This is a genomic window from Citrobacter sp. Cf072, from assembly GCF_030334485.1.
GTDB lineage: Bacteria > Pseudomonadota > Gammaproteobacteria > Enterobacterales > Enterobacteriaceae > Citrobacter > Citrobacter freundii.
The window spans coordinates 120,137-140,959 of the sequence record NZ_JAOWDX010000043.1 but is presented as its reverse complement, the minus strand read 5'-3'; the positions used below and the strand labels follow the sequence as shown (position 1 = coordinate 140,959).

Here is a 20,823-nt window from a genome sequence, read left to right as displayed (position 1 = left end):
CCTGCCGATACTCTTATTGTCACATACCGCTGTCATTGCCTCCACCTTTCCTGGAAAGATTTGTTAAACAAGGTTGCAAATGAATAAACATCCATATAAATTGAATTTTAATTCAATAAATGGCCTAAGCCATGTGAGGGAACCATGTCTGCGTTTTATCATAAACATTTTTTGAAACTGCTTGATTTCACCTCTGCTGAACTCACGTCACTGCTCCAGCTCGCCGCGCAGCTAAAGGCAGATAAGAAAAACGGCACTGAAGTCGCAAAGCTCACCGGTAAAAACATCGCGCTCATCTTCGAAAAAGACTCAACCCGCACCCGTTGCTCTTTCGAAGTTGCCGCATACGACCAGGGCGCTCGCGTGACGTATCTCGGGCCAAGCGGCAGCCAGATTGGCCATAAAGAGTCGATCAAAGACACCGCCCGCGTGCTCGGCCGCATGTACGACGGTATTCAGTATCGGGGACACGGCCAGGAGATTGTCGAGACGCTGGCGGAATATGCCGGAGTTCCGGTGTGGAACGGATTAACCAACGAGTTTCATCCCACCCAGCTGCTGGCGGATCTGTTAACTATGCAGGAACACCTGCCGGGTAAAGCGTTTAATGAGATGACGCTGGTCTACACCGGTGATGCCCGCAACAATATGGGCAATTCCATGCTGGAAGCCGCTGCGTTAACCGGGCTGGATCTGCGCCTGGTCGCACCGCAGGCCTGCTGGCCAGAGGAAAGTCTGGTTGCAGAGTGCAAAGCGCTGGCGCAGAAAAACGGCGGCAATATTACGCTGACCGAAGATGTCGCCGCGGGCGTGAAAGGTGCGGACTTTATCTATACCGACGTCTGGGTATCAATGGGCGAAGCAAAAGAGAAGTGGGCCGAACGTATTGCGCTGCTGCGTAAGTACCAGGTTAATAGCACGATGATGGCGTTGACCGGCAATCCACAGGTGAAATTCCTGCACTGCCTGCCCGCGTTTCATGACGATCAAACCACGCTTGGCAAACAAATGGCACAGGAATATGGTCTGCACGGCGGTATGGAAGTGACCGATGAGGTCTTTGAATCACCCGCCAGCATCGTATTTGATCAGGCGGAAAACCGGATGCACACCATCAAAGCGGTGATGGTGGCGACGCTGGCGAAGTGAGGGCATGGATGAAAAGAATGCCGGATGGCGATGCTAAGCATCTTATCCGGCCTACAACCGCGCTCTCGTAGGCCGGGCAAGGCGAAGCCGCCCCCGGCAAATACGCTTATGCCACTTGCATTTTCACCACGGCTTTGCGTACCAGCGCAGGAGCACCGACCGCGCACAGCGGTTTATGCACTTCACCCGGATAGAACACCACGAAATCACCTTCGTTCAGCACCACCGTTTTCTCCTGTACCCCTTCCGGCAGGAAGGCGATGTCTTTATCCGCCAGCCAGTCAGTTTCCGGCGCGCCCGCAGGCTGCGTGCTGAAGGTCATTCCTTCCTGGCCTTTGAGCAGGATCTGAATATCCAGATAGCGGGCGTGATACTCGGCGCGGCGCTGTGCAAACGGCTCCGTCATATCTTCGGCAATCAGATAAAACAGGCGATCGCCGTCAATGTCGTGCTTACCTTTTTCCGTCGCATCCGTCACATGCGCTTTAATGTGTTCAATTGCCTGACGCAGCTCTTCCGGCAGCCAGGCATCCAGGTTGTGAATATTGCCAACAATCATCTCAAACCCCTTAATTAAAACATCGTTTCATTTTAGTTGTTATACGAAAAAACGGCCTGCCATACTACTGCTATTTGCCGATATTTTGCGTCAACGCATGTTTATCGCTGATGGTGTTAAATAATTGCTAACTCTCAGCAACAGGTTATGCATAAACTTTGCATAACTTTCGGCTACCCTTTTTCAATCTGATCAGTAACATACTGTTATTAAAAGTTTTATTAGAAAAACCAGCTATCGATCACAGTTCACCTCTCCTTCGCTATCCTTCTTCATCGTCATATTTATTTTGAAATGAACTTTACCGCGCAAATAATAAAATCATATATTCGCATAATAATTCACAACACAGAAAAAAGCACAAATAAATCAATGTATTACTTATATTACAGCACACTAAAAGTGTACATAAAATTAACACCGATAAATAACAAGACATATTCCCGCGTAGTAATTCAATTATTCATGTTTTTATTTTATTAATTCTCCGAGCCATATCATAAATTAAACATCAAAAGTCAAATATCGACCTGACTGTGAAATAAATCACGTTTCCTCATCAAATAAGATCTAAATATAGATTCCGAAATCAGCTGAAAAGTCATGACTGCAATAAATATTATTTGCAGGCACATCCTCTTTATTTTTTAAAATCGTATTAAAGGAATAATGATGGAAAAGCATTATGTCGGGTCTGAAATCGGTCAATTACGTAGCGTAATGCTACATCGCCCTAATCTCAGCTTAAAAAGGCTGACGCCATCAAATTGCCAGGAACTGCTTTTTGATGATGTTCTTTCGGTAGAGCGTGCAGGAGAAGAGCATGACATTTTCGCCAACACGTTACGTCAGCAAGGGATTGAGGTTCTGTTACTCACTGATTTATTGACACAAACCTTAGATGTCCAAGATGCCAAAGACTGGTTGCTGGAGACACAAATCTCTGATTATCGCCTTGGCCCCGCTTTCGCCACGGATATTCGTGCCTGGCTTGCAGATATGCAGCATCGGGAACTCGCCCGGCATTTAAGCGGTGGGCTAACCTACGGAGAAATTCCTGCCTCAATCAAAAATATGGTGGTCGATACTCACGATATTAATGACTTTATTATGAAGCCATTACCAAACCACTTATTTACCCGCGACACCTCATGCTGGATATATAACGGTGTGTCAATTAACCCAATGGCAAAAACCGCGCGGCAAAGAGAAACCAATAACCTGCGGGCGATCTACCGTTGGCACCCTCAATTTGCTGATGGTGAATTTATTAAATATTTCGGCGATGAAAATATTAATTACGACCACGCCACATTAGAAGGTGGAGATGTGCTGGTCATTGGTCGCGGCGCGGTACTCATCGGTATGTCGGAACGCACCACGCCGCAGGGCATTGAATTCCTTGCCCAGTCGCTGTTTAAGCATCGCCAGGCTGAACGCGTCATCGCGGTTGAACTGCCGAAACATCGCTCCTGTATGCACCTCGATACCGTCATGACCCACATTGATATCGATACCTTCTCCGTCTACCCGGAAGTGGTACGCCCGGATGTCCAGTGCTGGACCCTGACGCCAGACGGGCGCGGCGGCTTGAAACGCACCCAGGAAAGTTCTCTGGTACATGCCCTCGAAAAAGCGCTGGGCCTCGACCAAATCACGCTGATAACCACCGGGGGTGACGCCTTCGAAGCTGAACGCGAACAGTGGAATGACGCCAACAACGTCCTGACGCTACGCCCCGGTGTGGTCGTGGGCTACGAGCGCAACATCTGGACCAACGAGAAATACGACAAAGCGGGCATCACCGTTTTACCCATTCCTGGCGACGAACTTGGACGTGGACGCGGCGGCGCACGCTGCATGAGCTGCCCACTGGAACGCGACGGTATTTAAGGAAAAGTCATGGAAAACAAACCTACTCTGGTTGTGGCGTTGGGCGGCAATGCGCTGCTCAAACGCGGCGAGCCGCTGGAAGCTGACATCCAGCGCAAGAACATTGAGCTGGCGGCAAAGACTATCGCTCAGCTCACACAGCAATGGCGCGTGATTCTGGTGCACGGCAATGGCCCGCAGGTTGGACTTTTGGCGTTGCAAAACAGTGCGTATGCCAGCGTCACCCCCTATCCGCTCGACATTCTCGGCGCGGAAAGTCAGGGAATGATTGGCTATATGCTGCAACAGGCGCTGAAAAACCAGCTTCCACAGCGTGAAATTAGTGTGCTGCTGACTCAGGTTGAAGTCGATGCCCACGATCCAGCCTTCAGCAATCCGACCAAATATATCGGACCGATTTACGACGACGCTCAGGCTAAAACGCTACACGCGGAAAAGGGCTGGATTTTCAAAGCCGATGGCAAAGCGTTCCGCCGCGTTGTGCCCTCTCCACAACCCAAACGTATCGTTGAAAGTGATGCCATTCGCACATTGATCGCCCGCGATCATCTGGTGATTTGCAACGGCGGAGGCGGCGTACCGGTGGTGGAAAAAGCCGATGGCTACCACGGCATTGAAGCGGTGATCGACAAGGATCTCTCCGCCGCCCTACTCGCCCGCCAACTCCATGCCGATGCGTTGCTGATCCTCACCGATGCTGATGCCGTGTACCTCGACTGGGGCAAACCTACCCAGCGCCCACTGTCCCAGGTCACCCCGGAACTGCTCGGTGAAATGCAATTCGACGCCGGTTCAATGGGCCCCAAAGTCACCGCCTGTGCGGAATTCGTCTCTCACTGTCGTGGGATTGCTGGCATCGGTTCACTGGCCGACGGCTCAGCCATTCTCGCCGGCGACAAAGGCACGCTAATTCGTCTCGAAACCACCGACGCTAACGCGTAGGACTTTTTTTTGCCGGATGACGGCTTCGCCTTATCCGGCCTACATAAGGACATTTTCATGACTGTTAACCTGAAAAATCGCAATTTTCTCAAACTGCTGGACTACACCCCGACGGAAATCCAGTACCTGATCGATCTGGCTATCGAGTTAAAAACGGCAAAAAAGGCCGGGCGCGAAAGACAGACGCTGGTCGGTAAAAATATCGCGCTGATCTTCGAAAAAACCTCAACCCGTACCCGCTGTGCCTTTGAAGTCGGCGCTTTCGATCAAGGCGCACAGGTGACCTATCTCGGCCCAAGTGGATCGCAGATCGGCCATAAAGAATCAATGAAAGATACTGCCCGCGTGCTAGGCCGCATGTACGACGGCATTGAATATCGCGGATACGGCCAGGACATTGTGGAGGAACTGGGGCAATTTGCCGGAGTTCCTGTTTGGAATGGACTGACAAATGAATTTCACCCCACCCAGATCCTCGCGGATCTGATGACCATGCTGGAACACGCCCCGGGTAAAACCTTGCCGGAACTGAGTTTCGCTTATCTCGGTGACGCCCGCAATAACATGGGTAATTCCCTGATGGTTGGCGCAGCGAAAATGGGGATGGATATCCGTCTGGTCGCACCTAAATCCTTCTGGCCTGACGAGGCGCTGGTTGCCGAATGCCGTGAAATTGCCAGCGTGACTGGCGCACGCATTTCGCTCACAGAGGATGTTGAGGAAGGCGTATACGACGTCGATTTCCTCTACACCGATGTCTGGGTCTCTATGGGCGAACCCAAAGAAGCCTGGGCAGAACGCGTTAGCCTGATGACGCCCTATCAAATTAACCAGCGGGTCATCAACGCAACCGGTAACCCCAATGTGAAATTTATGCACTGTCTGCCCGCCTTCCATAACGAGCACACAAAGGTTGGACGTGAAATCGAAATGGCCTACGGCCTGAAAGGGCTTGAAGTCACGGAAGAGGTTTTTGAGTCAGCTCATTCCATCGTCTTCGACGAAGCAGAGAACCGGATGCATACCATTAAAGCGGTAATGGTAGCGACCCTCGGCGACTAACCCCAGCGGGCGTATGTCGCCTGACGGCATATGCCCAAGCTATCCGGAGAACATCATGGGCAAATTCAAATTTCCCAGCGCATATACCATCCTGTTTATTCTCATTGCACTCGTCGCGGTTATGACCTGGATAGTCCCGGCAGGGAAATACCAGATGGCGATGAATGCTACTCTGGGCAAAGAAGTGCCAGTTGCCGGTACTTATGCCCCCACAGAGGCGCACCCGCAAGGTTTTACCGCTGTACTGCTGGCCCCGATTGACGGTCTTTACAACCACGAAACCTATACCGCAGGCGCAATTGATGTGGCGTTGTTTGTCCTGATTATTGGTGGGTTTCTCGGCGTAGTAAACAAAACAGGCGCCATCGACGCAGGTATCGAGCGCGTGACGGTCAGGTTGAACGGTAAAGAGGAGTGGATGATCCCCATTCTGATGGGACTTTTCGCCGCCGGAGGTACGATTTACGGGATGGCGGAGGAATCACTCCCATTCTACACATTGCTGGTTCCGGTCATGATGGCCGCACGCTTTGATCCGTTGGTTGCCGCCGCCACCGTTCTGCTCGGCGCAGGCATTGGTACACTCGGCTCGACAATCAACCCTTTCGCAACGGTTATCGCGGCTAACGCCGCCGGGATCCCCTTCACCCAGGGAATGCTGATGCGCATTCTGCTGCTGGTCGTCGGCTATGTTATCTGTGTGGTGTGGGTCATGCGTTATGCGCGCAAAGTCCGCAATCACCCGGAGTTGTCGATTGTGGCGGATAAAATGGAGGAAAACCGTGCGCATTTTCTCGGCAATCGCGGCAATACCAATCTTGAATTCACAGCCACGCGTAAGTGGATCCTGCTGATATTCGCCGCCGCCTTTGCGGTAATGATTTATGGCGTCGCGGTACTCGGATGGTGGATGGCAGAAATATCCGCAGTCTTTCTGGGTTCTGCCATTATCGTCGGCGTGATTGCCCGCATGAGTGAAGAAGCCTTCACCAGTACCTTCATTGACGGTGCGCGGGATCTGCTTGGCGTGGCGCTGATTATCGGCATTGCACGCGGTATCGTCGTGGTGATGGACAACGGCATGATCACCCACACTATTTTGCACAGCGCCGAAAATTTAGTCTCCGGTCTGTCCACGACCATTTTCATCAATGTGACCTACTGGCTGGAAGTATTGCTCTCCTTCCTGGTCCCTTCCTCGTCTGGCCTGGCGGTGCTCACGATGCCCATTATGGCCCCGCTGGCCGACTTCGCGCATGTACAGAGGGATCTGGTCGTCACCGCGTATCAATCCGCTTCCGGCATTGTGAATCTGATTACACCCACCTCTGCCGTCGTGATGGGTGGGTTAGCCATCGCCCGTGTTCCTTACGTGCGCTACCTGAAATGGGTCGCCCCGCTCCTGCTCATTTTGACGTTACTGAACATGGCCGTCCTGAGTATCGGCGCGATGTTGTAGCCCTTTTAGCCGTCGGATCCCGACGGCTTTTTTGAGCGCATTCTCGTTTTTCTGCGCAACCGCCCGTTTGAGCCGTTATTGATACTGCAAATGTGGTGAATTTCGCCATCACATTGATACAAATGATAAACTTAGGGTGTATTTATGAAGGAATTCGATGATTACTCGACCAAAGAGCAGAAACAATTGGCGATTTGTCAGCGCCTGATTAGCGAAAAAAGCTACCTTTCTCAGGAAGCGCTTCGCCGCGATCTCCAACACCATGGTTTTACCGGAATTAGCCAGTCAACGGTATCCCGTCTGCTGAAACTGCTCGGGGCTATAAAAATAAGAAATACAAAAGGGCAAAAAATTTATTCTGTAAATCCGCAATCGCGACCCGCTCCTGATGCTGCCCGATCGATTGCTGAAATGGTGGTCAGCGTTGAGCACAATAGCGAATTTATCCTCATCCACACGGCGGCAGGTTATGGCCGTGCCGTTGCCAGAATCCTCGATTACCACGCGTTACCAGAGATTCTGGGTGTCATCGCTGGCAGCAGTATTGTCTGGGTTGCGCCGCGAGTTGTGCAGCGAACAGGGCTGGTGCACAAGCAGATTAACTATCTATTTAAAATGAATTAAAATTCATAAGAACCGTTTGCGGTGAATAAATTGTGCATTTTCCGCTTGATCCCATAACGGAGCTGAGTATAATCGCGGACAATTTGCCGGGAGGATGTATGGTTCAGTATGTACGACATTTTGTCTTACCGCGTCTGAAAAAGGACGCTGGCCTGCCGTTTTTCTTTCCGTTGATCACCCATTCCGAGCCCCTCAATTGAGGGGCTTTTTTTTTGCCCAGGCGTCAGGAGATAAACATGGCTAACCCGCTCTATCAAAAACACATCATTTCCATAAACGACCTCAGCCGCGATGACCTCAATCTGGTCCTCGCGACGGCGGCGAAATTAAAAGCTAACCCACAGCCGGAGCTGTTAAAGCATAAGGTTATCGCCAGCTGCTTCTTTGAAGCGTCAACCCGCACCCGTTTATCCTTTGAAACCTCCATGCACCGTCTGGGCGCCAGCGTGGTGGGTTTTTCTGACAGCAGCAACACGTCGCTGGGCAAAAAAGGCGAAACCCTGGCCGATACCATTTCCGTCATCAGCACCTATGTCGACGCCATCGTCATGCGTCATCCGCAGGAAGGCGCCGCACGTCTGGCTACAGAGTTCTCCGGTAACGTTCCGGTACTGAACGCAGGCGACGGCTCCAACCAACATCCCACCCAAACGCTGCTGGACCTGTTTACCATTCAGGAAACGCAGGGTCGCCTGGACAATCTGCACATCGCCATGGTAGGTGACCTGAAATATGGCCGTACCGTCCACTCCCTGACCCAGGCGCTGGCGAAGTTCGAAGGTAACCGTTTCTACTTCATCGCCCCGGACGCACTGGCCATGCCGCAATACATTCTGGATATGTTGAACGAAAAAGGTATCGCCTGGAGCCTGCACGGCACTATCGAAGAGGTGATGGCGGAGGTCGATATCCTCTACATGACCCGCGTACAAAAAGAGCGTCTGGACCCGTCCGAATACGCCAACGTGAAAGCACAGTTTGTCCTGCGCGCCAGCGATTTGAACGGCGCCAGAGCAAACATGAAGGTGCTACATCCGCTGCCGCGCATCGATGAAATCACCACCGACGTCGATAAGACGCCGCACGCCTGGTATTTCCAGCAGGCTGGCAACGGCATCTTCGCCCGCCAGGCGTTACTGGCATTGGTACTGAATAGCGAACTGGCACTGTAAGGGAGAAAAAGAGATGACACACGATAACAAACTGCAGGTTGAAGCCATCAAACGTGGCACCGTGATTGACCACATTCCCGCACAGGTTGGTTTTAAGCTGCTGACGCTGTTCAAACTGACGGAAACCGACCAACGTATCACCATCGGTCTGAACCTGCCGTCTGGCGAGATGGGCCGTAAGGATCTGATTAAAATCGAAAACACGTTCCTGACCGACGAGCAGGTAAACCAGCTCTCCCTGTACGCCCCGCAGGCAACGGTAAACCGCATTGACGATTACGACGTGGTGGGTAAATCACGTCCGAGCCTGCCTGAGCGTATCGATAACGTGCTGGTTTGCCCGAACAGCAACTGCATCAGTCATGCTGAGCCGGTTTCTTCCAGTTTTGCAGTGAAAAAACGTGCCGATGACATCGCACTCAAATGCAAATACTGTGAAAAAGAGTTTTCGCATTATGTGGTGCTGGCCAACTAATTGGGGTTGGTTATGAGATCCCGGCTCCCGTTACACATAAGCATTCGCAATGCATTGAGGCGGCAAGTCCGATTATCATGGGAGCATAGTAAACTATGTGACCAGGGTAAGAGGACGTAGCCAACGAAGAGGCAGTGTGAAGGATGACGTGTATAATGGGCGGGAACATTCTACTACCGCTGTAAATTCAGGAGAAATCATGAGCAAGACTATCGCGACGGAAAATGCACCAGCAGCAATCGGCCCATACGTTCAGGGCGTTGACCTGGGTAGCATGGTAATCACTTCCGGTCAGATCCCGGTCGATCCGAAAACCGGTGCCGTAGCGGAAGACGTGTCCGCTCAGGCACGTCAGTCGCTGGAAAACGTAAAAGCTATCGTTGAAGCAGCAGGCCTGAAAGTGGGCGACATCGTAAAAACGACCGTTTTCGTTAAAGACCTGAACGATTTCGCCACCGTAAACGCGACCTACGAAGCATTCTTCACCGAGCACAACGCGACCTTCCCGGCACGTTCTTGCGTAGAAGTTGCCCGTCTGCCGAAAGACGTGAAAATCGAGATTGAAGCGATCGCCGTTCGTCGCTAAGTCTCCTTGTGCCGGATGGCGGCTTCGCCTTATCCGGCCTACGCAAGCGTAGTTTGTAGGCCCGGTAAGCGTGAGCGCCACCGGGCATTTATCACATCACGCCAAACAATTTCGGCAGGAACAGTGAAATCGCCGGAATGTATGTCACGAGCATCAGCACCAGGAATAGCACGAGGTAGAACGGCAGCATCGCCTTTACCACCTGTTCTATTTTCTGCTTACTCACCGCACTGGCCACAAACAGCACCGACCCTACCGGTGGCGTAATAAGGCCGATCCCTAAGTTCACCAGCATGATCATGCCAAAATGGACCGGATCAATGCCGAGCGCGTTGGTCACTGGCAGCAGAACCGGCGTCAAAATCAGGATCAACGGCGCCATATCCATCAGCGTACCGATCAGCAGCAGCATGATGTTAATGCACATCAGAATGACGTATTTGTTGTCCGAGATGCTGGTGAAGGCTTCAGTGATACGCATCGGCAACTGCATATAAGTCATGACGGCCCCAAACGCGGCGGCAAAGCCTATCAGGATCATGACGATCGTGACCGTTTTCACCGTGCGGAACATCAGCTTTGGCAGCTCAGACCATTTATAGTCACGATAGATAAACATGGTGACAAAGAAGGCCCAAAGGCAGGCAATCGCCGCAGATTCCGTCGCGGTAAAGATACCTGACAGGATGCCGCCCATGATGATCACAACCGTCATCAGGCCCCACAGCGTATCGACGAAAATCTTCAGCGCCTGGCGAAACGGTACGCGTTCCCCTTTTGGATAACCGCGCTTGTGCGCAAAAGCCACGCACATTACCATCAGACTGAAACTTAACAGCAGGCCCGGCAGGATCCCGGCGATGAACAGTGCGGCAATCGACACCGTTCCGCCTGTAGCCAGCGAGTAAATAACCGAGTTATGGCTGGGCGGCGTAAGAATCGCCTGCACCGAACCACTGGCCGTTACCGCCGCGGCAAAGTCGCGCGGATAACCTTTTTTATCCATTTCCGGGATCATTACCGAACCAATGGATGCGGTATCCGCTACAGACGATCCAGAAATAGCGCCAAAAAAGGTTGATGCCACAATGTTTACCAGCGACAGTCCGCCGCGAATAAAGCCAACAAAAATATAGGCAAAGTTCACCAGTCGCCGCGCAATTCCCCCTTCGGCCATAATAGCCCCGGCCAGAATAAAGAACGGGATCGCCAGCAGGGAGAACTTATTCACCCCGCTGGTCAGTTGGATCATCACCGCTTCCAGCGGAATATCAATGTACCAGGCGCCAATGATGGCGCTAATGCCAACCGCATACGCTACCGGTACCCCAATTGCCAGCATAATGCCGAGCGTAAAGACGAGAATAAATGCATCCATCTGCTTTCCTTTCTGAAATGGGGGCGGTAACTAGCTGGTCGATCCCAACATGACAACGGGACGTTGGTACTGCGGACCACGGAAAATCTTTTCTGCGATAAACAGCAGCGTTATGGCAGAGCCAATCGGCAATGGAAGGTAGTTTTGCCCGGCACTTAAAAGCGGGAATTCGGCCACGGGCTGTTCCCACAGCTCAAGACAGAGATTGGTTCCGTACCAGAGGATAAAAAGGCTTATCGCCACTAACATAACGTCAGCGATTACAGAGCAATAACGGCGGGAAGCATCACCCAGACGGTCAATCACCATACTTACCGCGATATGCGAGCCTGCACGATAGCTCACCGCCGCGCCAATAAAGGTGAATGTCACCATACACAGAATAGCGACGGGTTCAGGCCATGACAGGGCGTTATTCAGAACATAACGCGCGAATATACCAATGGGGATAATGGCGACCATGACTAATAATGCGATACCGGCAATCCACATTGACACCCGATAAAGAAAATCCATTACCGATGAATAGCATTCACCCATAATCATCACCTCGAATTAATCAAAAGATTCAGGCGGAGGGTTGATATCCTCCACCTGATGAATTACTTCACATCCTGAATTCGTTTGATCAAATCCTGGTGGTCTTTACCGTAATTATCCCGCACTGACTGCGTGGCTTTATAGAAATAGTCCGTATCAATATCGTGGAACTGAACGCCGTTGGCTTTCATGGTCTCCAGCGATTTTGCATTATAATCCTGCCAAAGTTTTCGTTGCTCTACCTGTGCTTCTTTGGCGAGTTTAATAATGAGGTTCTGGTCTTCTTTTTTCAACTTATCCCATTTGGCTTTCGAGAACAGAAAAAGCTCAGGAATAATAAAGTGTTTGCTCCAGGTATAGTTTTTCACGACCGGCAAATAGTTATGCGCAACAAACGTTGGCGGGTTATTTTCCGTGCCATCAATAACGCCGGTCTGCATGCCGCTAAATACTTCACTAACGCCCATGACAACGGAATTCGCGCCCATCGCTTTCAGGGTATCCAGCGCTATCGGACTCCCTTGAACACGGATTTTCATACCGTGTAAATCTTCCGGTTTCACCACTGGATTTTTGGTGATCAGGTTGCGCGTTCCGGCATCCATCCAGCCGAGGAACACCAGCCGCGATTTGGCGTTGGCCGTCAGGCGGTCGCCAATCTCCTGACCAATCATGCCGTCGAGAACCTTATGCAGATGGTCTTCATCACGGAAAATATATGGCAGGGTAAACACGTTAATTTCAGGGAGAATAGCGGCGACTGGCGTCATTGAGACACGAATAATATCGATAGCGCCTAATTGTGCCTGCTCAATCATCTGTTTTTCGTCGCCTAACACACCACCGGGAAAGGTTTTAATCTCCAGACGACCTTCGGTAGCGGCGCTAAGTTTTTCCCCCATATGTTTCACGGCAACAACGTTCGGGTAATCAGCCGGATGCACATCTGCGGCGCGAAAGGTTTGTGCCAGCGTTGCATGACTCGCCAGTAATACAGACGCGCCAATACACAGACTTAACAGGTTTTTTGTCAGTTTCATTTGTCCTTCTCCAGAAGTTCATAATATCCATTAACAGGAATAGCTTGCAGAGCAAATGACTGCCGGAATTAAAAACGGGCAGCGAGAAACTTTCTTAACGACGTTACCTGCGCAGACTAACTGGTGTAACAATTTATTTCGATGACTACGTTCACAAAAAATCGCAGACAGTTAAATTTTTTAGCACACTGTTTCATTTTTGCAATGCAGATCGTTTTATTGATAAAAAAACAACGCAAGAAAGGCGATTTGATACTAACAACCCGCGTTAGTATTTCAATAAAAATAAAACACCAATATTTCTGGAGAATATCTTTCGAATGAAAAAGTGAAATGCAGGATGGTATTAACACCATCCTGCAGAAGAGAAGTTGAGGATTACTGCCAGCCGTAGCGGCGGCTATAAAAACCTTTCACAAGCTGGGTTAATGTCATGTAACCCGCCAGAATCGCAATCAGCCACGGGAAGTAGCTCAGCGGCAGCGCCTGCAATTGCAGATAGCTGGCCAGCGGCGAGAACGGTAATGCAATGCCCACCACCATTACCACCAGCGTCATCAGCATCAGCGGCCATGCGGCGCGGCTTTGGATAAACGGCACGCGACGGGTACGGATCATATGCACAATCAGCGTTTGCGACAGCAGGCCCACCACAAACCAGCCAGACTGGAACAATGTCTGATGTTCAGGTGTATTGGCATGGAAGACGAACCACATCAGGCAGAAAGTCAGAATGTCAAAGATCGAGCTGATCGGTCCAAAGAAGATCATAAAGCGGCCCAACTCGGCGGGATTCCAGCGCTGCGGCTTTTTGATCTGCTCTTCATCAACGTTATCAAACGGAATCGCCACCTGGGATACATCATACAGCAGGTTCTGAATCAGTAAGTGCAACGGCAACATCGGCAGGAACGGTAAGAAGGCGCTCGCCACCAGCACGCTAAACACATTACCGAAGTTAGAACTGGCCGTCATTTTGATGTACTTCAGCATGTTAGAGAAGGTACGGCGTCCTTCGATTACCCCTTCTTCCAGCACCATCAGGCTCTTTTCCAGCAGGATGATATCAGCCGCTTCACGGGCAATATCAACCGCGCCGTCAACGGAGATACCAATGTCCGCCGCGCGCAGCGCCGGGGCGTCGTTAATGCCATCCCCCATAAAGCCGACCACATGACCTTCGCGCTTGAGCAGCGTGACAATACGCTCCTTGTGCATTGGTGTCAGGCGGGCAAACAGCGTGGTGCGCTGGGCAAGTTGGGCCAGCTCGTCATCGCTTAACCCCTCAATGCTGCTACCGATAACCACATCGCCCGCATCCAGCCCCACTTCATGACACACTTTCGCCGCCACCAGCTCGCTATCGCCGGTGAGGATTTTCACCGTAATACCGCTGGCTTTCAGCGCTTTAAGCGCCGGTGCGGTGGTCTCTTTCGGCGGATCGAGGAACGCGATATAGCCTTCGAGGATCAGATCGGATTCATCAATACGCTGGTAATCCCCCTCACGCGCTGGCAGGTATTTCGTCGCCACCGCCACCACGCGCAGCCCCTGGCGGTTCAGCGTGTCCGTGACGCGTTTCACCCGACGCAGCATGTTGTCATCTAACGGAACAATCTCACCATTGTGGCGCACCTGGGTACACACGCTGAGGATCTCCTGTAGTGCCCCTTTACAGACCAACTGGTGCACATCGGTTTCTTCTGCCACCACCACCGACATGCGGCGACGTTCGAAATCAAACGGGATCTCATCGATTTTTTGCCAGCGGGTAGAGAGCCGACGGGCGGATTCTTCGTCCACGCCTTCCAGCACTGCCGTATCCAGCAGATTCTTCAGCCCGGTCTGGTAGTGGCTGTTCAGCCACGCAGAATGCAGGACGTGTTCGCTGGGCTTTCCAGATATATCAGTATGATTCTCCAGCACTATTTTATCTTGTGTCAGAGTGCCGGTTTTATCGGTGCACAGAATATCCATCGCGCCAAAGTTCTGGATAGCGTCGAGGTGTTTAACGATGACCTTTTGTTTTGACAGCTTCACCGCCCCACGTGCCAGCGTCGAGGTGACGATCATCGGCAGCATTTCTGGAGTCAGTCCCACCGCCACAGACAGCGCAAACAGCGCCGCTTCCCACCAGTCACCTTTGGTGTAGCCATTAATGATAAGCACAATCGGCGCCATCACCAGCATAAAGCGGATCAGCAGCATGCTGACGCGGCTGATCCCTTTCTGGAAGGCATTCTGCTCGCTTTCCTGCTCGCTGACGCGGCCCGCCAGTTGCCCGAACCAGGTATTGGCCCCGGTCGCAATCACGATGGCCTGCGCCGTGCCGCTCACCACATTGGTGCCCATAAAGCACAGGGTATCGCATTCCAGCGGGTTGCTTTGCTGCGGGTCGCGGCTGGTTGCAACTTTCTCTACCGGCAGCGATTCACCGGTCAGCGAAGCCTGAGCCACGAACAGGTCACGAGCCTGTACCACGCGCAGATCGGCCGGGATCATATCCCCTGCCGCCAGTTTGATAATATCGCCAGGAACCAACTGATCGATCGGCAGTTCAACCCAACCGTTCTCCCCTTTCTCGTTGATAACGCGCAGCACCGTGGCGGTGTTGCTGACCATCGCTTTCAACGCATCCGCCGCTTTGGTGGAACGCGCCTCCTGCACAAAATTCAACAGCGTCGAGATGGCGACCATCAGCGCGATGACGCCGGCAGCGAACAGATCCTCAGTGGCATAAGAAATCGCACCAAGGATGGTCAGCAGAATATTAAACGGGTTGCGGTAGCAGACCCACAGATGCACCCACCAGGGCGACGGCTTCTGCGCCGGCAACTGGTTTTCGCCATGGATTTCGCGAGCGTTCTCGACTTCTGCGGCGTTCAACCCTTCTGGGTGCGCGCCGAACGTTTTCCACAGCGCTGCTTCGTCCATCAGCGCCATTTTCAGGCAATGTTCGCTCAGCGAGGGTGGGATCGGCGTGCTGGCAACGGTCTGCGCATTGGGTAGCGGATCGCGATGCACCAGACGATGTGGTAGATGGCGGTTTAGCCGGGCAAATAGCTGGCGGGTAATATTTTTGAACATAGGCAGTCCCCCTGCGCCAGTCTTAACAGGCGCAGTAAATCCTTCAGGCGTGGCAAATCCTTGCCTGATGGCAATCTCAAAATCGTAACAGGGACGTCAGAACGTCACTGTCTTACGCATCCGGTAAGACAGTGAAAGACAGGCTTACCGGAAAGGGTTGTTTCTCCGTCTCGGGAGAGGGGTGGGATCGGGATCCATATAGCCTCCGGTAAGTGAAAGATTTGCGCTGCGGATTATACGCAGAAAACCATAAGGTTTGTGGCAATTATGGCGGTATGATACAGCACGGAAACTAAACCAAATGTATACCAGACTTTGCCCATTGCACTGCGCTTGAGTAAAGTTATTCTCTATTTGGCATAACTTCACACGCAACATGGGAAAACAGGATGCAAAATCGGCTGACCATTAAAGACATCGCCCGCTTAAGCGGTGTGGGAAAATCAACCGTTTCCCGTGTGCTCAACAATGAAAGCGGCGTGAGTGAACGCACCCGCGAACGCGTTGAAGCGGTGATGAATCAGCACGGTTTTTCCCCTTCCCGCTCCGCACGCGCCATGCGTGGGCAAAGCGACAAGGTAGTGGCGATTATCGTCACGCGTCTGGACTCACTTTCGGAAAATCTCGCCGTGCAGACCATGCTGCCCGCCTTTTATGAGCAGGGTTACGACCCGATCATGATGGAAAGCCAGTTCTCTCCTGAGCTGGTTGAAGAACATCTCGGCATGCTCCGACGCCGCAACATTGACGGCGTGGTGCTGTTTGGTTTTACCGGCATTACTGAATCCATGCTCACCACCTGGCAAGATTCGCTGGTGCTGCTGGCAAGAGATGCCAAAGGCATTGCCTCCGTCTGCTATGACGATGAGGGTGCCATTCGCACCCTGATGCAGCGTTTATACGAACGCGAGCATCGCCATATTAGCTTTCTTGGCGTTCCTCATAGCGACGTGACCACCGGTAAGCGCCGCCATGAAGCTTATCTGGCATTCTGTAAGAAACACAAACTGCATCCGGTTGCCGCGCTGCCGGGTCTGGCCATGAAGCAGGGCTATGAGCAGGCCGCCAGTGTCATCACCCCGGAAACCACCGCATTAGTCTGCGCGACAGACACCCTCGCCCTTGGGGTCAGTAAATATCTACAGGAGCAGCGAATAGAGAACCTGCAATTGGCGAGCGTGGGCAGCACGCCGCTGATGAAATTCCTCCATCCGGAAATTATCACCGTCGACCCAGGATACGCCGAAGCCGGGCGACAAGCGGCCTCGCAGCTGATCGAGCAGATCAACGGCCGCAGCGAACCACGACAAATCATTATTCCTTCCACCCTCTCCTGACCGCTTTCTGAGCGTTAATTTGTGATCTTCGCTGCGTTTCGGGAACGTTCCCATTTTTAAATATTCATCGACGATATACTCTGGCGCCAACAACGCGAGAGTTGCCGGATGGCGACCTAACGCGTCTTATCCGGCCTACGGGGAACACACGTCATCATGAGCAAAATAAAACAAGCAGACATCGACCGGCTGATTGAGCTGGTAGGCGGGCGCGACAATATCGCCACGGTAAGTCACTGCATTACTCGCCTGCGTTTTGTGCTGAATCAGCCTGCGAACGCCAGGCCGAAAGAGATCGAACAGTTGCCGATGGTCAAAGGCTGCTTCACCAACGCCGGGCAATTTCAGGTGGTGATTGGCACCGAGGTAGGTGATTACTACAAAGCGCTGCTGGCGACGACCGGACAAGCCAGCGCCGACAAAGAGCAGGCGAAAAAAGCGGCGCGGCAGAATATGAAATGGCATGAACAGCTGATTTCTCATTTTGCGGAGATCTTCTTCCCGCTGCTGCCCGCGCTGATTAGCGGCGGCTTGATCTTAGGTTTCCGTAACGTGATCGGCGATCTGCCGATGAGCAATGGTCAGACGCTGGCGCAGATGCATCCTTCGCTGAAAACCCTTTACGACTTCCTGTGGCTAATTGGCGAGGCGATCTTCTTCTATTTGCCGGTCGGAATCTGCTGGTCGGCGGTGAAGAAAATGGGCGGTACGCCGATCCTCGGTATTGTGCTGGGCGTAACCCTGGTTTCACCGCAGTTAATGAACGCTTATTTGCTCGGTCAGCAGGTACCGGAAGTGTGGAACTTCGGCCTGTTCAGCATTGAAAAAGTAGGCTACCAGGCGCAGGTCATTCCGGCATTGTTGGCTGGGCTGGCGCTCGGGTTTATTGAAACACGCATGAAGCGCATCGTGCCGGATTATCTGTATCTGGTGATCGTCCCGGTGTGTTCGCTGATCCTTGCGGTATTCCTTGCGCACGCCTTTATCGGTCCGTTTGGCCGCATGATCGGCGACGGTGTCGCGTTTGCGGTCCGCCATCTGCTGACCGGCAGTTTTGCTCCGATTGGCGCGGCTCTGTTCGGCTTCCTGTACGCCCCGCTGGTGATCACCGGTGTGCATCAGACCACGCTGGCTATCGACATGCAGATGATTCAGAGCATGGGCGGCACGCCGGTATGGCCACTGATCGCACTGTCGAATATCGCTCAGGCTTCTGCGGTGGTCGGGATCATTATCTCCAGTCGCAAGCACAACGAACGTGAAATCTCCGTTCCTGCCGCGATCTCTGCTTATCTTGGAGTAACTGAACCAGCAATGTACGGGATCAACCTGAAATACCGCTTCCCGATGCTGTGCGCGATGATCGGCTCCGGTCTCGCCGGACTGCTGTGCGGCCTGAACGGTGTGCTGGCAAACGGGATTGGCGTCGGCGGTTTGCCGGGCATCCTCTCCATCCAGCCGACTTATTGGCAGGTATTTGGCATGGCGATGGTCATTGCAATTGTTATCCCAATGATACTGACCTCATTTGTTTACCAGCGTAAATACCGTCTGGGCACATTACAAATTATCTAACTTTTCTTCGGGGCGCAGTTGCGCCCCAGCGTATTTCCAGGAAACAACCATGAATATTCCCCACTGGTGGCAAAACGGCGTTATCTATCAGGTTTACCCCAAGAGTTTTCAGGACACTACCGGCAGCGGCACCGGCGATTTACGCGGCGTGACGCAGCGCCTCGACTATCTGCAAAAACTGGGCGTTGATGCCATCTGGCTGACGCCGTTCTATATTTCGCCGCAGGTTGATAACGGCTACGACGTCGCGGATTACCTGTCTGTCGATCCGGCCTACGGTACGCTGGAAGATTTTGACGAACTGGTGGCGCAGGCGAAAGCGCGCGGCATCCGTATTATTCTCGATATGGTGTTTAACCACACCTCAACCCAGCACGCCTGGTTTCGTGAAGCGCTGGATAAAGACAGCCCGTATCGTCAGTTTTATCTCTGGCGCGACGGCACGCCAGGCAGCCCGCCGAATAACTGGCGTTCCAAATTTGGCGGTAACGCCTGGGGCTGGCACGCCGAAAGCGAGCAGTACTATCTGCACCTCTTTGCTCCGGAGCAGGCCGATCTGAACTGGGAAAATCCGGCGGTACGCGCCGAGCTAAAAAAAGTCTGTGAGTTCTGGGCCGATCGCGGCGTGGACGGATTGCGCCTCGACGTGGTGAATCTTATCTCTAAAGATCAGGACTTCCCGAACGATCCCGACGGCGATGGGCGGCGTTTTTATACCGATGGTCCGCGCGCGCATGCGTTTTTACGCGAGATGAACCGCGACGTCTTCACGCCACGCGGCCTGATGACGGTGGGCGAGATGTCTTCCACCACACTGGAAAACTGCCAGCAGTACGCCGCACTCGATGGCAGCGAACTGTCGATGACCTTTAACTTTCACCACCTGAAAGTGGATTACCCCAACGGTGAGAAGTGGACGTTAGCCAAACCCGATTATGTCGCGCTGAAAACCCTGTTCCGTCACTGGCAGCAGGGCATGCACAATCAGGCCTGGAACGCGCTGTTCTGGTGTAACCACGATCAGCCGCGCATCGTGTCGCGTTTTGGCGATGAAGGTAAATACCGCATTCCGTCGGCCAAAATGCTGGCGATGGTGCTGCATGGCATGCAGGGCACACCCTATATCTACCAGGGTGAAGAGATCGGCATGACCAATCCGCACTTCAGCCAGATTACCGATTATCGCGATGTGGAAAGCCATAACATGTTTGCCGAACTGAACGGTCAGGGGCGAGATGCCGACGAACTGCTGGCGATCCTCGCCAGTAAATCCCGCGATAACAGCCGCACGCCGATGCAGTGGGATGCCAGCCAACACGCGGGCTTTACCGAGGGCGAGCCATGGATCAATCTGTGTGGCAACGCAGCGGAGATCAACGTGGCGGCAGCGCTGAGCGATGCCGACTCGGTGTTCTACACCTATCAGAAACTGATCGCATTGCGCAAAGTGGAGCCAGTTATTACCTGGGGCGACTATCAGGATCTGTTACCGGACAGCCCACATCTGTGGTGTTACCAACGCGAGTGGCAAGGGCAGCGGCTGCTGGTCATTGCTAATCTGAGCGATACCTTCCAGAACTGGCAACCAGCCCAGGCCGATGGAAACTGGCAGGTGCTGATGCACAACTATGCCGAGGTCGCCAGCCAACCTGGGGACATGACACTGCGTCCTTTTGAGGCCATCTGGTGGGTACAAAAATAGCTTGCAATTGGCGTCAGGCCCGGTTCGTGTAGTATTGCCGGGCTTCACTGCTGACACTGCATTTACCCTACTGTTTTTGTTGAATAATTAATCAGAATTTTCTGCCCATAATTTACAATCGCTGTACTGCCCGTCATCTGTACGCTCCGATTTTTACTTTGCGCTACATCAAATAAACCGTAAACATCCTTGATGCAAATCACTACATATAGAACTTAAAATGCACGCCGACCCAATATGTTG

22 protein-coding genes are annotated in these 20,823 nt (G+C 52.5%); 15 read left to right on the top strand and 7 right to left on the bottom strand.

What is annotated here, in order from left to right:
* Window positions 1-79: 79 nt before the first annotated feature.
* Both argL and argF (OGX66_RS08705) read left to right on the top strand, forming a co-directional pair.
* Complete coding sequence (gene argL / locus OGX66_RS24615; RefSeq protein WP_371303384.1) at window positions 80-175, top strand: putative translational regulatory protein ArgL; 96 nt, start codon at window positions 80-82, stop codon at window positions 173-175.
* Window positions 145-1,149: an ornithine carbamoyltransferase gene (gene argF, locus OGX66_RS08705; RefSeq protein WP_003844898.1), complete on the top strand. Its 1,005-nt coding sequence runs from the start codon at window positions 145-147 to the stop codon at window positions 1,147-1,149. Before argL ends, argF (OGX66_RS08705) begins: the two co-directional genes overlap by 31 nt.
* A gap of 106 nt (window positions 1,150-1,255) precedes the next feature.
* Here the strand turns inward: argF (OGX66_RS08705) and OGX66_RS08700 are convergent, their stop codons facing one another.
* Window positions 1,256-1,708, bottom strand: a complete 453-nt coding sequence (locus tag OGX66_RS08700; protein WP_003839618.1) for a YhcH/YjgK/YiaL family protein — start codon at window positions 1,706-1,708, stop codon at window positions 1,256-1,258.
* A gap of 672 nt (window positions 1,709-2,380) precedes the next feature.
* Between OGX66_RS08700 and arcA the strand changes: the two genes are divergently transcribed.
* The 5 genes from arcA (at window position 2,381) to OGX66_RS08675 (ending at window position 7,688) form a co-directional block, all read left to right on the top strand.
* Window positions 2,381-3,601 (top strand): arginine deiminase, encoded by a 1,221-nt coding sequence (gene arcA, locus OGX66_RS08695; protein ID WP_046670835.1) that lies wholly within the window; start codon window positions 2,381-2,383, stop codon window positions 3,599-3,601.
* Between the two features lie 9 nt (window positions 3,602-3,610).
* On the top strand, window positions 3,611-4,543 hold the full coding sequence (arcC, locus tag OGX66_RS08690) for a carbamate kinase (protein WP_088902785.1): 933 nt from the start codon (window positions 3,611-3,613) through the stop codon (window positions 4,541-4,543).
* A 57-nt stretch (window positions 4,544-4,600) separates the two neighbouring features.
* Window positions 4,601-5,605, top strand: coding sequence for an ornithine carbamoyltransferase (gene argF / locus OGX66_RS08685; RefSeq protein WP_088902786.1), 1,005 nt, complete (start codon window positions 4,601-4,603; stop codon window positions 5,603-5,605).
* A 55-nt stretch (window positions 5,606-5,660) separates the two neighbouring features.
* Complete coding sequence (locus OGX66_RS08680; RefSeq protein WP_003839611.1) at window positions 5,661-7,064, top strand: YfcC family protein; 1,404 nt, start codon at window positions 5,661-5,663, stop codon at window positions 7,062-7,064.
* 144 nt (window positions 7,065-7,208) lie between these two features.
* Entirely contained in the window at window positions 7,209-7,688 is a 480-nt protein-coding gene (locus OGX66_RS08675) for an arginine repressor (protein WP_003839609.1), read from the top strand.
* Here the strand turns inward: OGX66_RS08675 and OGX66_RS08670 are convergent.
* Window positions 7,685-7,807 carry a hypothetical protein gene (locus OGX66_RS08670; RefSeq protein ID WP_088902788.1) on the bottom strand — a complete coding sequence of 41 codons (123 nt, stop codon included), beginning with the start codon at window positions 7,805-7,807 and terminating at the stop codon, window positions 7,685-7,687. The two genes, OGX66_RS08675 and OGX66_RS08670, sit on opposite strands and share 4 nt — an antisense overlap.
* Between OGX66_RS08670 and pyrL the strand changes: the two genes are divergently transcribed.
* The 5 genes from pyrL to ridA all read left to right on the top strand — a co-directional run bounded on the left by pyrL (window position 7,787) and on the right by ridA (window position 9,921).
* Entirely contained in the window at window positions 7,787-7,888 is a 102-nt protein-coding gene (pyrL, locus tag OGX66_RS08665; RefSeq protein ID WP_088902789.1) for a pyr operon leader peptide, read from the top strand. The genes OGX66_RS08670 and pyrL overlap by 21 nt on opposite strands.
* A complete protein-coding gene (locus OGX66_RS24530) occupies window positions 7,869-7,922 on the top strand; it encodes a pyrBI operon leader peptide (RefSeq protein ID WP_106875647.1) in 54 nt (17 codons plus the stop codon). Before pyrL ends, OGX66_RS24530 begins: the two co-directional genes overlap by 20 nt.
* A 2-nt stretch (window positions 7,923-7,924) precedes the next feature.
* Window positions 7,925-8,860 carry an aspartate carbamoyltransferase gene (pyrB, locus tag OGX66_RS08660; RefSeq protein WP_003025818.1) on the top strand — a complete coding sequence of 312 codons (936 nt, stop codon included), beginning with the start codon at window positions 7,925-7,927 and terminating at the stop codon, window positions 8,858-8,860.
* 13 nt (window positions 8,861-8,873) lie between these two features.
* The gene (gene pyrI / locus OGX66_RS08655) at window positions 8,874-9,335 is read left to right on the top strand and encodes an aspartate carbamoyltransferase regulatory subunit (RefSeq protein ID WP_003025816.1); all 462 of its coding nucleotides are present in this window, start codon (window positions 8,874-8,876) and stop codon (window positions 9,333-9,335) included.
* 199 nt (window positions 9,336-9,534) lie between these two features.
* Complete coding sequence (gene ridA / locus OGX66_RS08650) at window positions 9,535-9,921, top strand: 2-iminobutanoate/2-iminopropanoate deaminase (RefSeq protein WP_000047544.1); 387 nt, start codon at window positions 9,535-9,537, stop codon at window positions 9,919-9,921.
* Between the two features lie 91 nt (window positions 9,922-10,012).
* On the opposite strand, the gene OGX66_RS08645 is transcribed toward ridA, so the two are convergent.
* From OGX66_RS08645 to mgtL, 5 genes are all read right to left on the bottom strand, one after another.
* Complete coding sequence (locus OGX66_RS08645) at window positions 10,013-11,299, bottom strand: TRAP transporter large permease (protein WP_003839607.1); 1,287 nt, start codon at window positions 11,297-11,299, stop codon at window positions 10,013-10,015.
* Between the two features lie 30 nt (window positions 11,300-11,329).
* Complete coding sequence (locus OGX66_RS08640) at window positions 11,330-11,839, bottom strand: TRAP transporter small permease (protein ID WP_048216913.1); 510 nt, start codon at window positions 11,837-11,839, stop codon at window positions 11,330-11,332.
* 62 nt (window positions 11,840-11,901) lie between these two features.
* A complete protein-coding gene (locus OGX66_RS08635; protein ID WP_270924628.1) occupies window positions 11,902-12,879 on the bottom strand; it encodes a TRAP transporter substrate-binding protein in 978 nt (325 codons plus the stop codon).
* Window positions 12,880-13,257: 378 nt separating this feature from the next.
* Window positions 13,258-15,966: a magnesium-translocating P-type ATPase gene (gene mgtA / locus OGX66_RS08630; RefSeq protein ID WP_048219843.1), complete on the bottom strand. Its 2,709-nt coding sequence runs from the start codon at window positions 15,964-15,966 to the stop codon at window positions 13,258-13,260.
* Between the two features lie 144 nt (window positions 15,967-16,110).
* Entirely contained in the window at window positions 16,111-16,164 is a 54-nt protein-coding gene (mgtL, locus tag OGX66_RS24525; RefSeq protein WP_191229402.1) for a mgtA regulatory leader peptide MgtL, read from the bottom strand.
* A gap of 191 nt (window positions 16,165-16,355) precedes the next feature.
* On the opposite strand from mgtL, the gene treR reads away from it, so the two are divergent.
* From treR to treC, 3 genes are all read left to right on the top strand, one after another.
* Window positions 16,356-17,303, top strand: a complete 948-nt coding sequence (gene treR / locus OGX66_RS08625; protein WP_049002379.1) for a trehalose operon repressor TreR — start codon at window positions 16,356-16,358, stop codon at window positions 17,301-17,303.
* 156 nt (window positions 17,304-17,459) lie between these two features.
* Entirely contained in the window at window positions 17,460-18,878 is a 1,419-nt protein-coding gene (treB, locus tag OGX66_RS08620) for a PTS trehalose transporter subunit IIBC (RefSeq protein WP_003839598.1), read from the top strand.
* 49 nt (window positions 18,879-18,927) lie between these two features.
* Window positions 18,928-20,580 (top strand): alpha,alpha-phosphotrehalase, encoded by a 1,653-nt coding sequence (gene treC, locus OGX66_RS08615; RefSeq protein WP_286511380.1) that lies wholly within the window; start codon window positions 18,928-18,930, stop codon window positions 20,578-20,580.
* The last annotated feature ends 243 nt before the right edge of the window (window positions 20,581-20,823 follow it).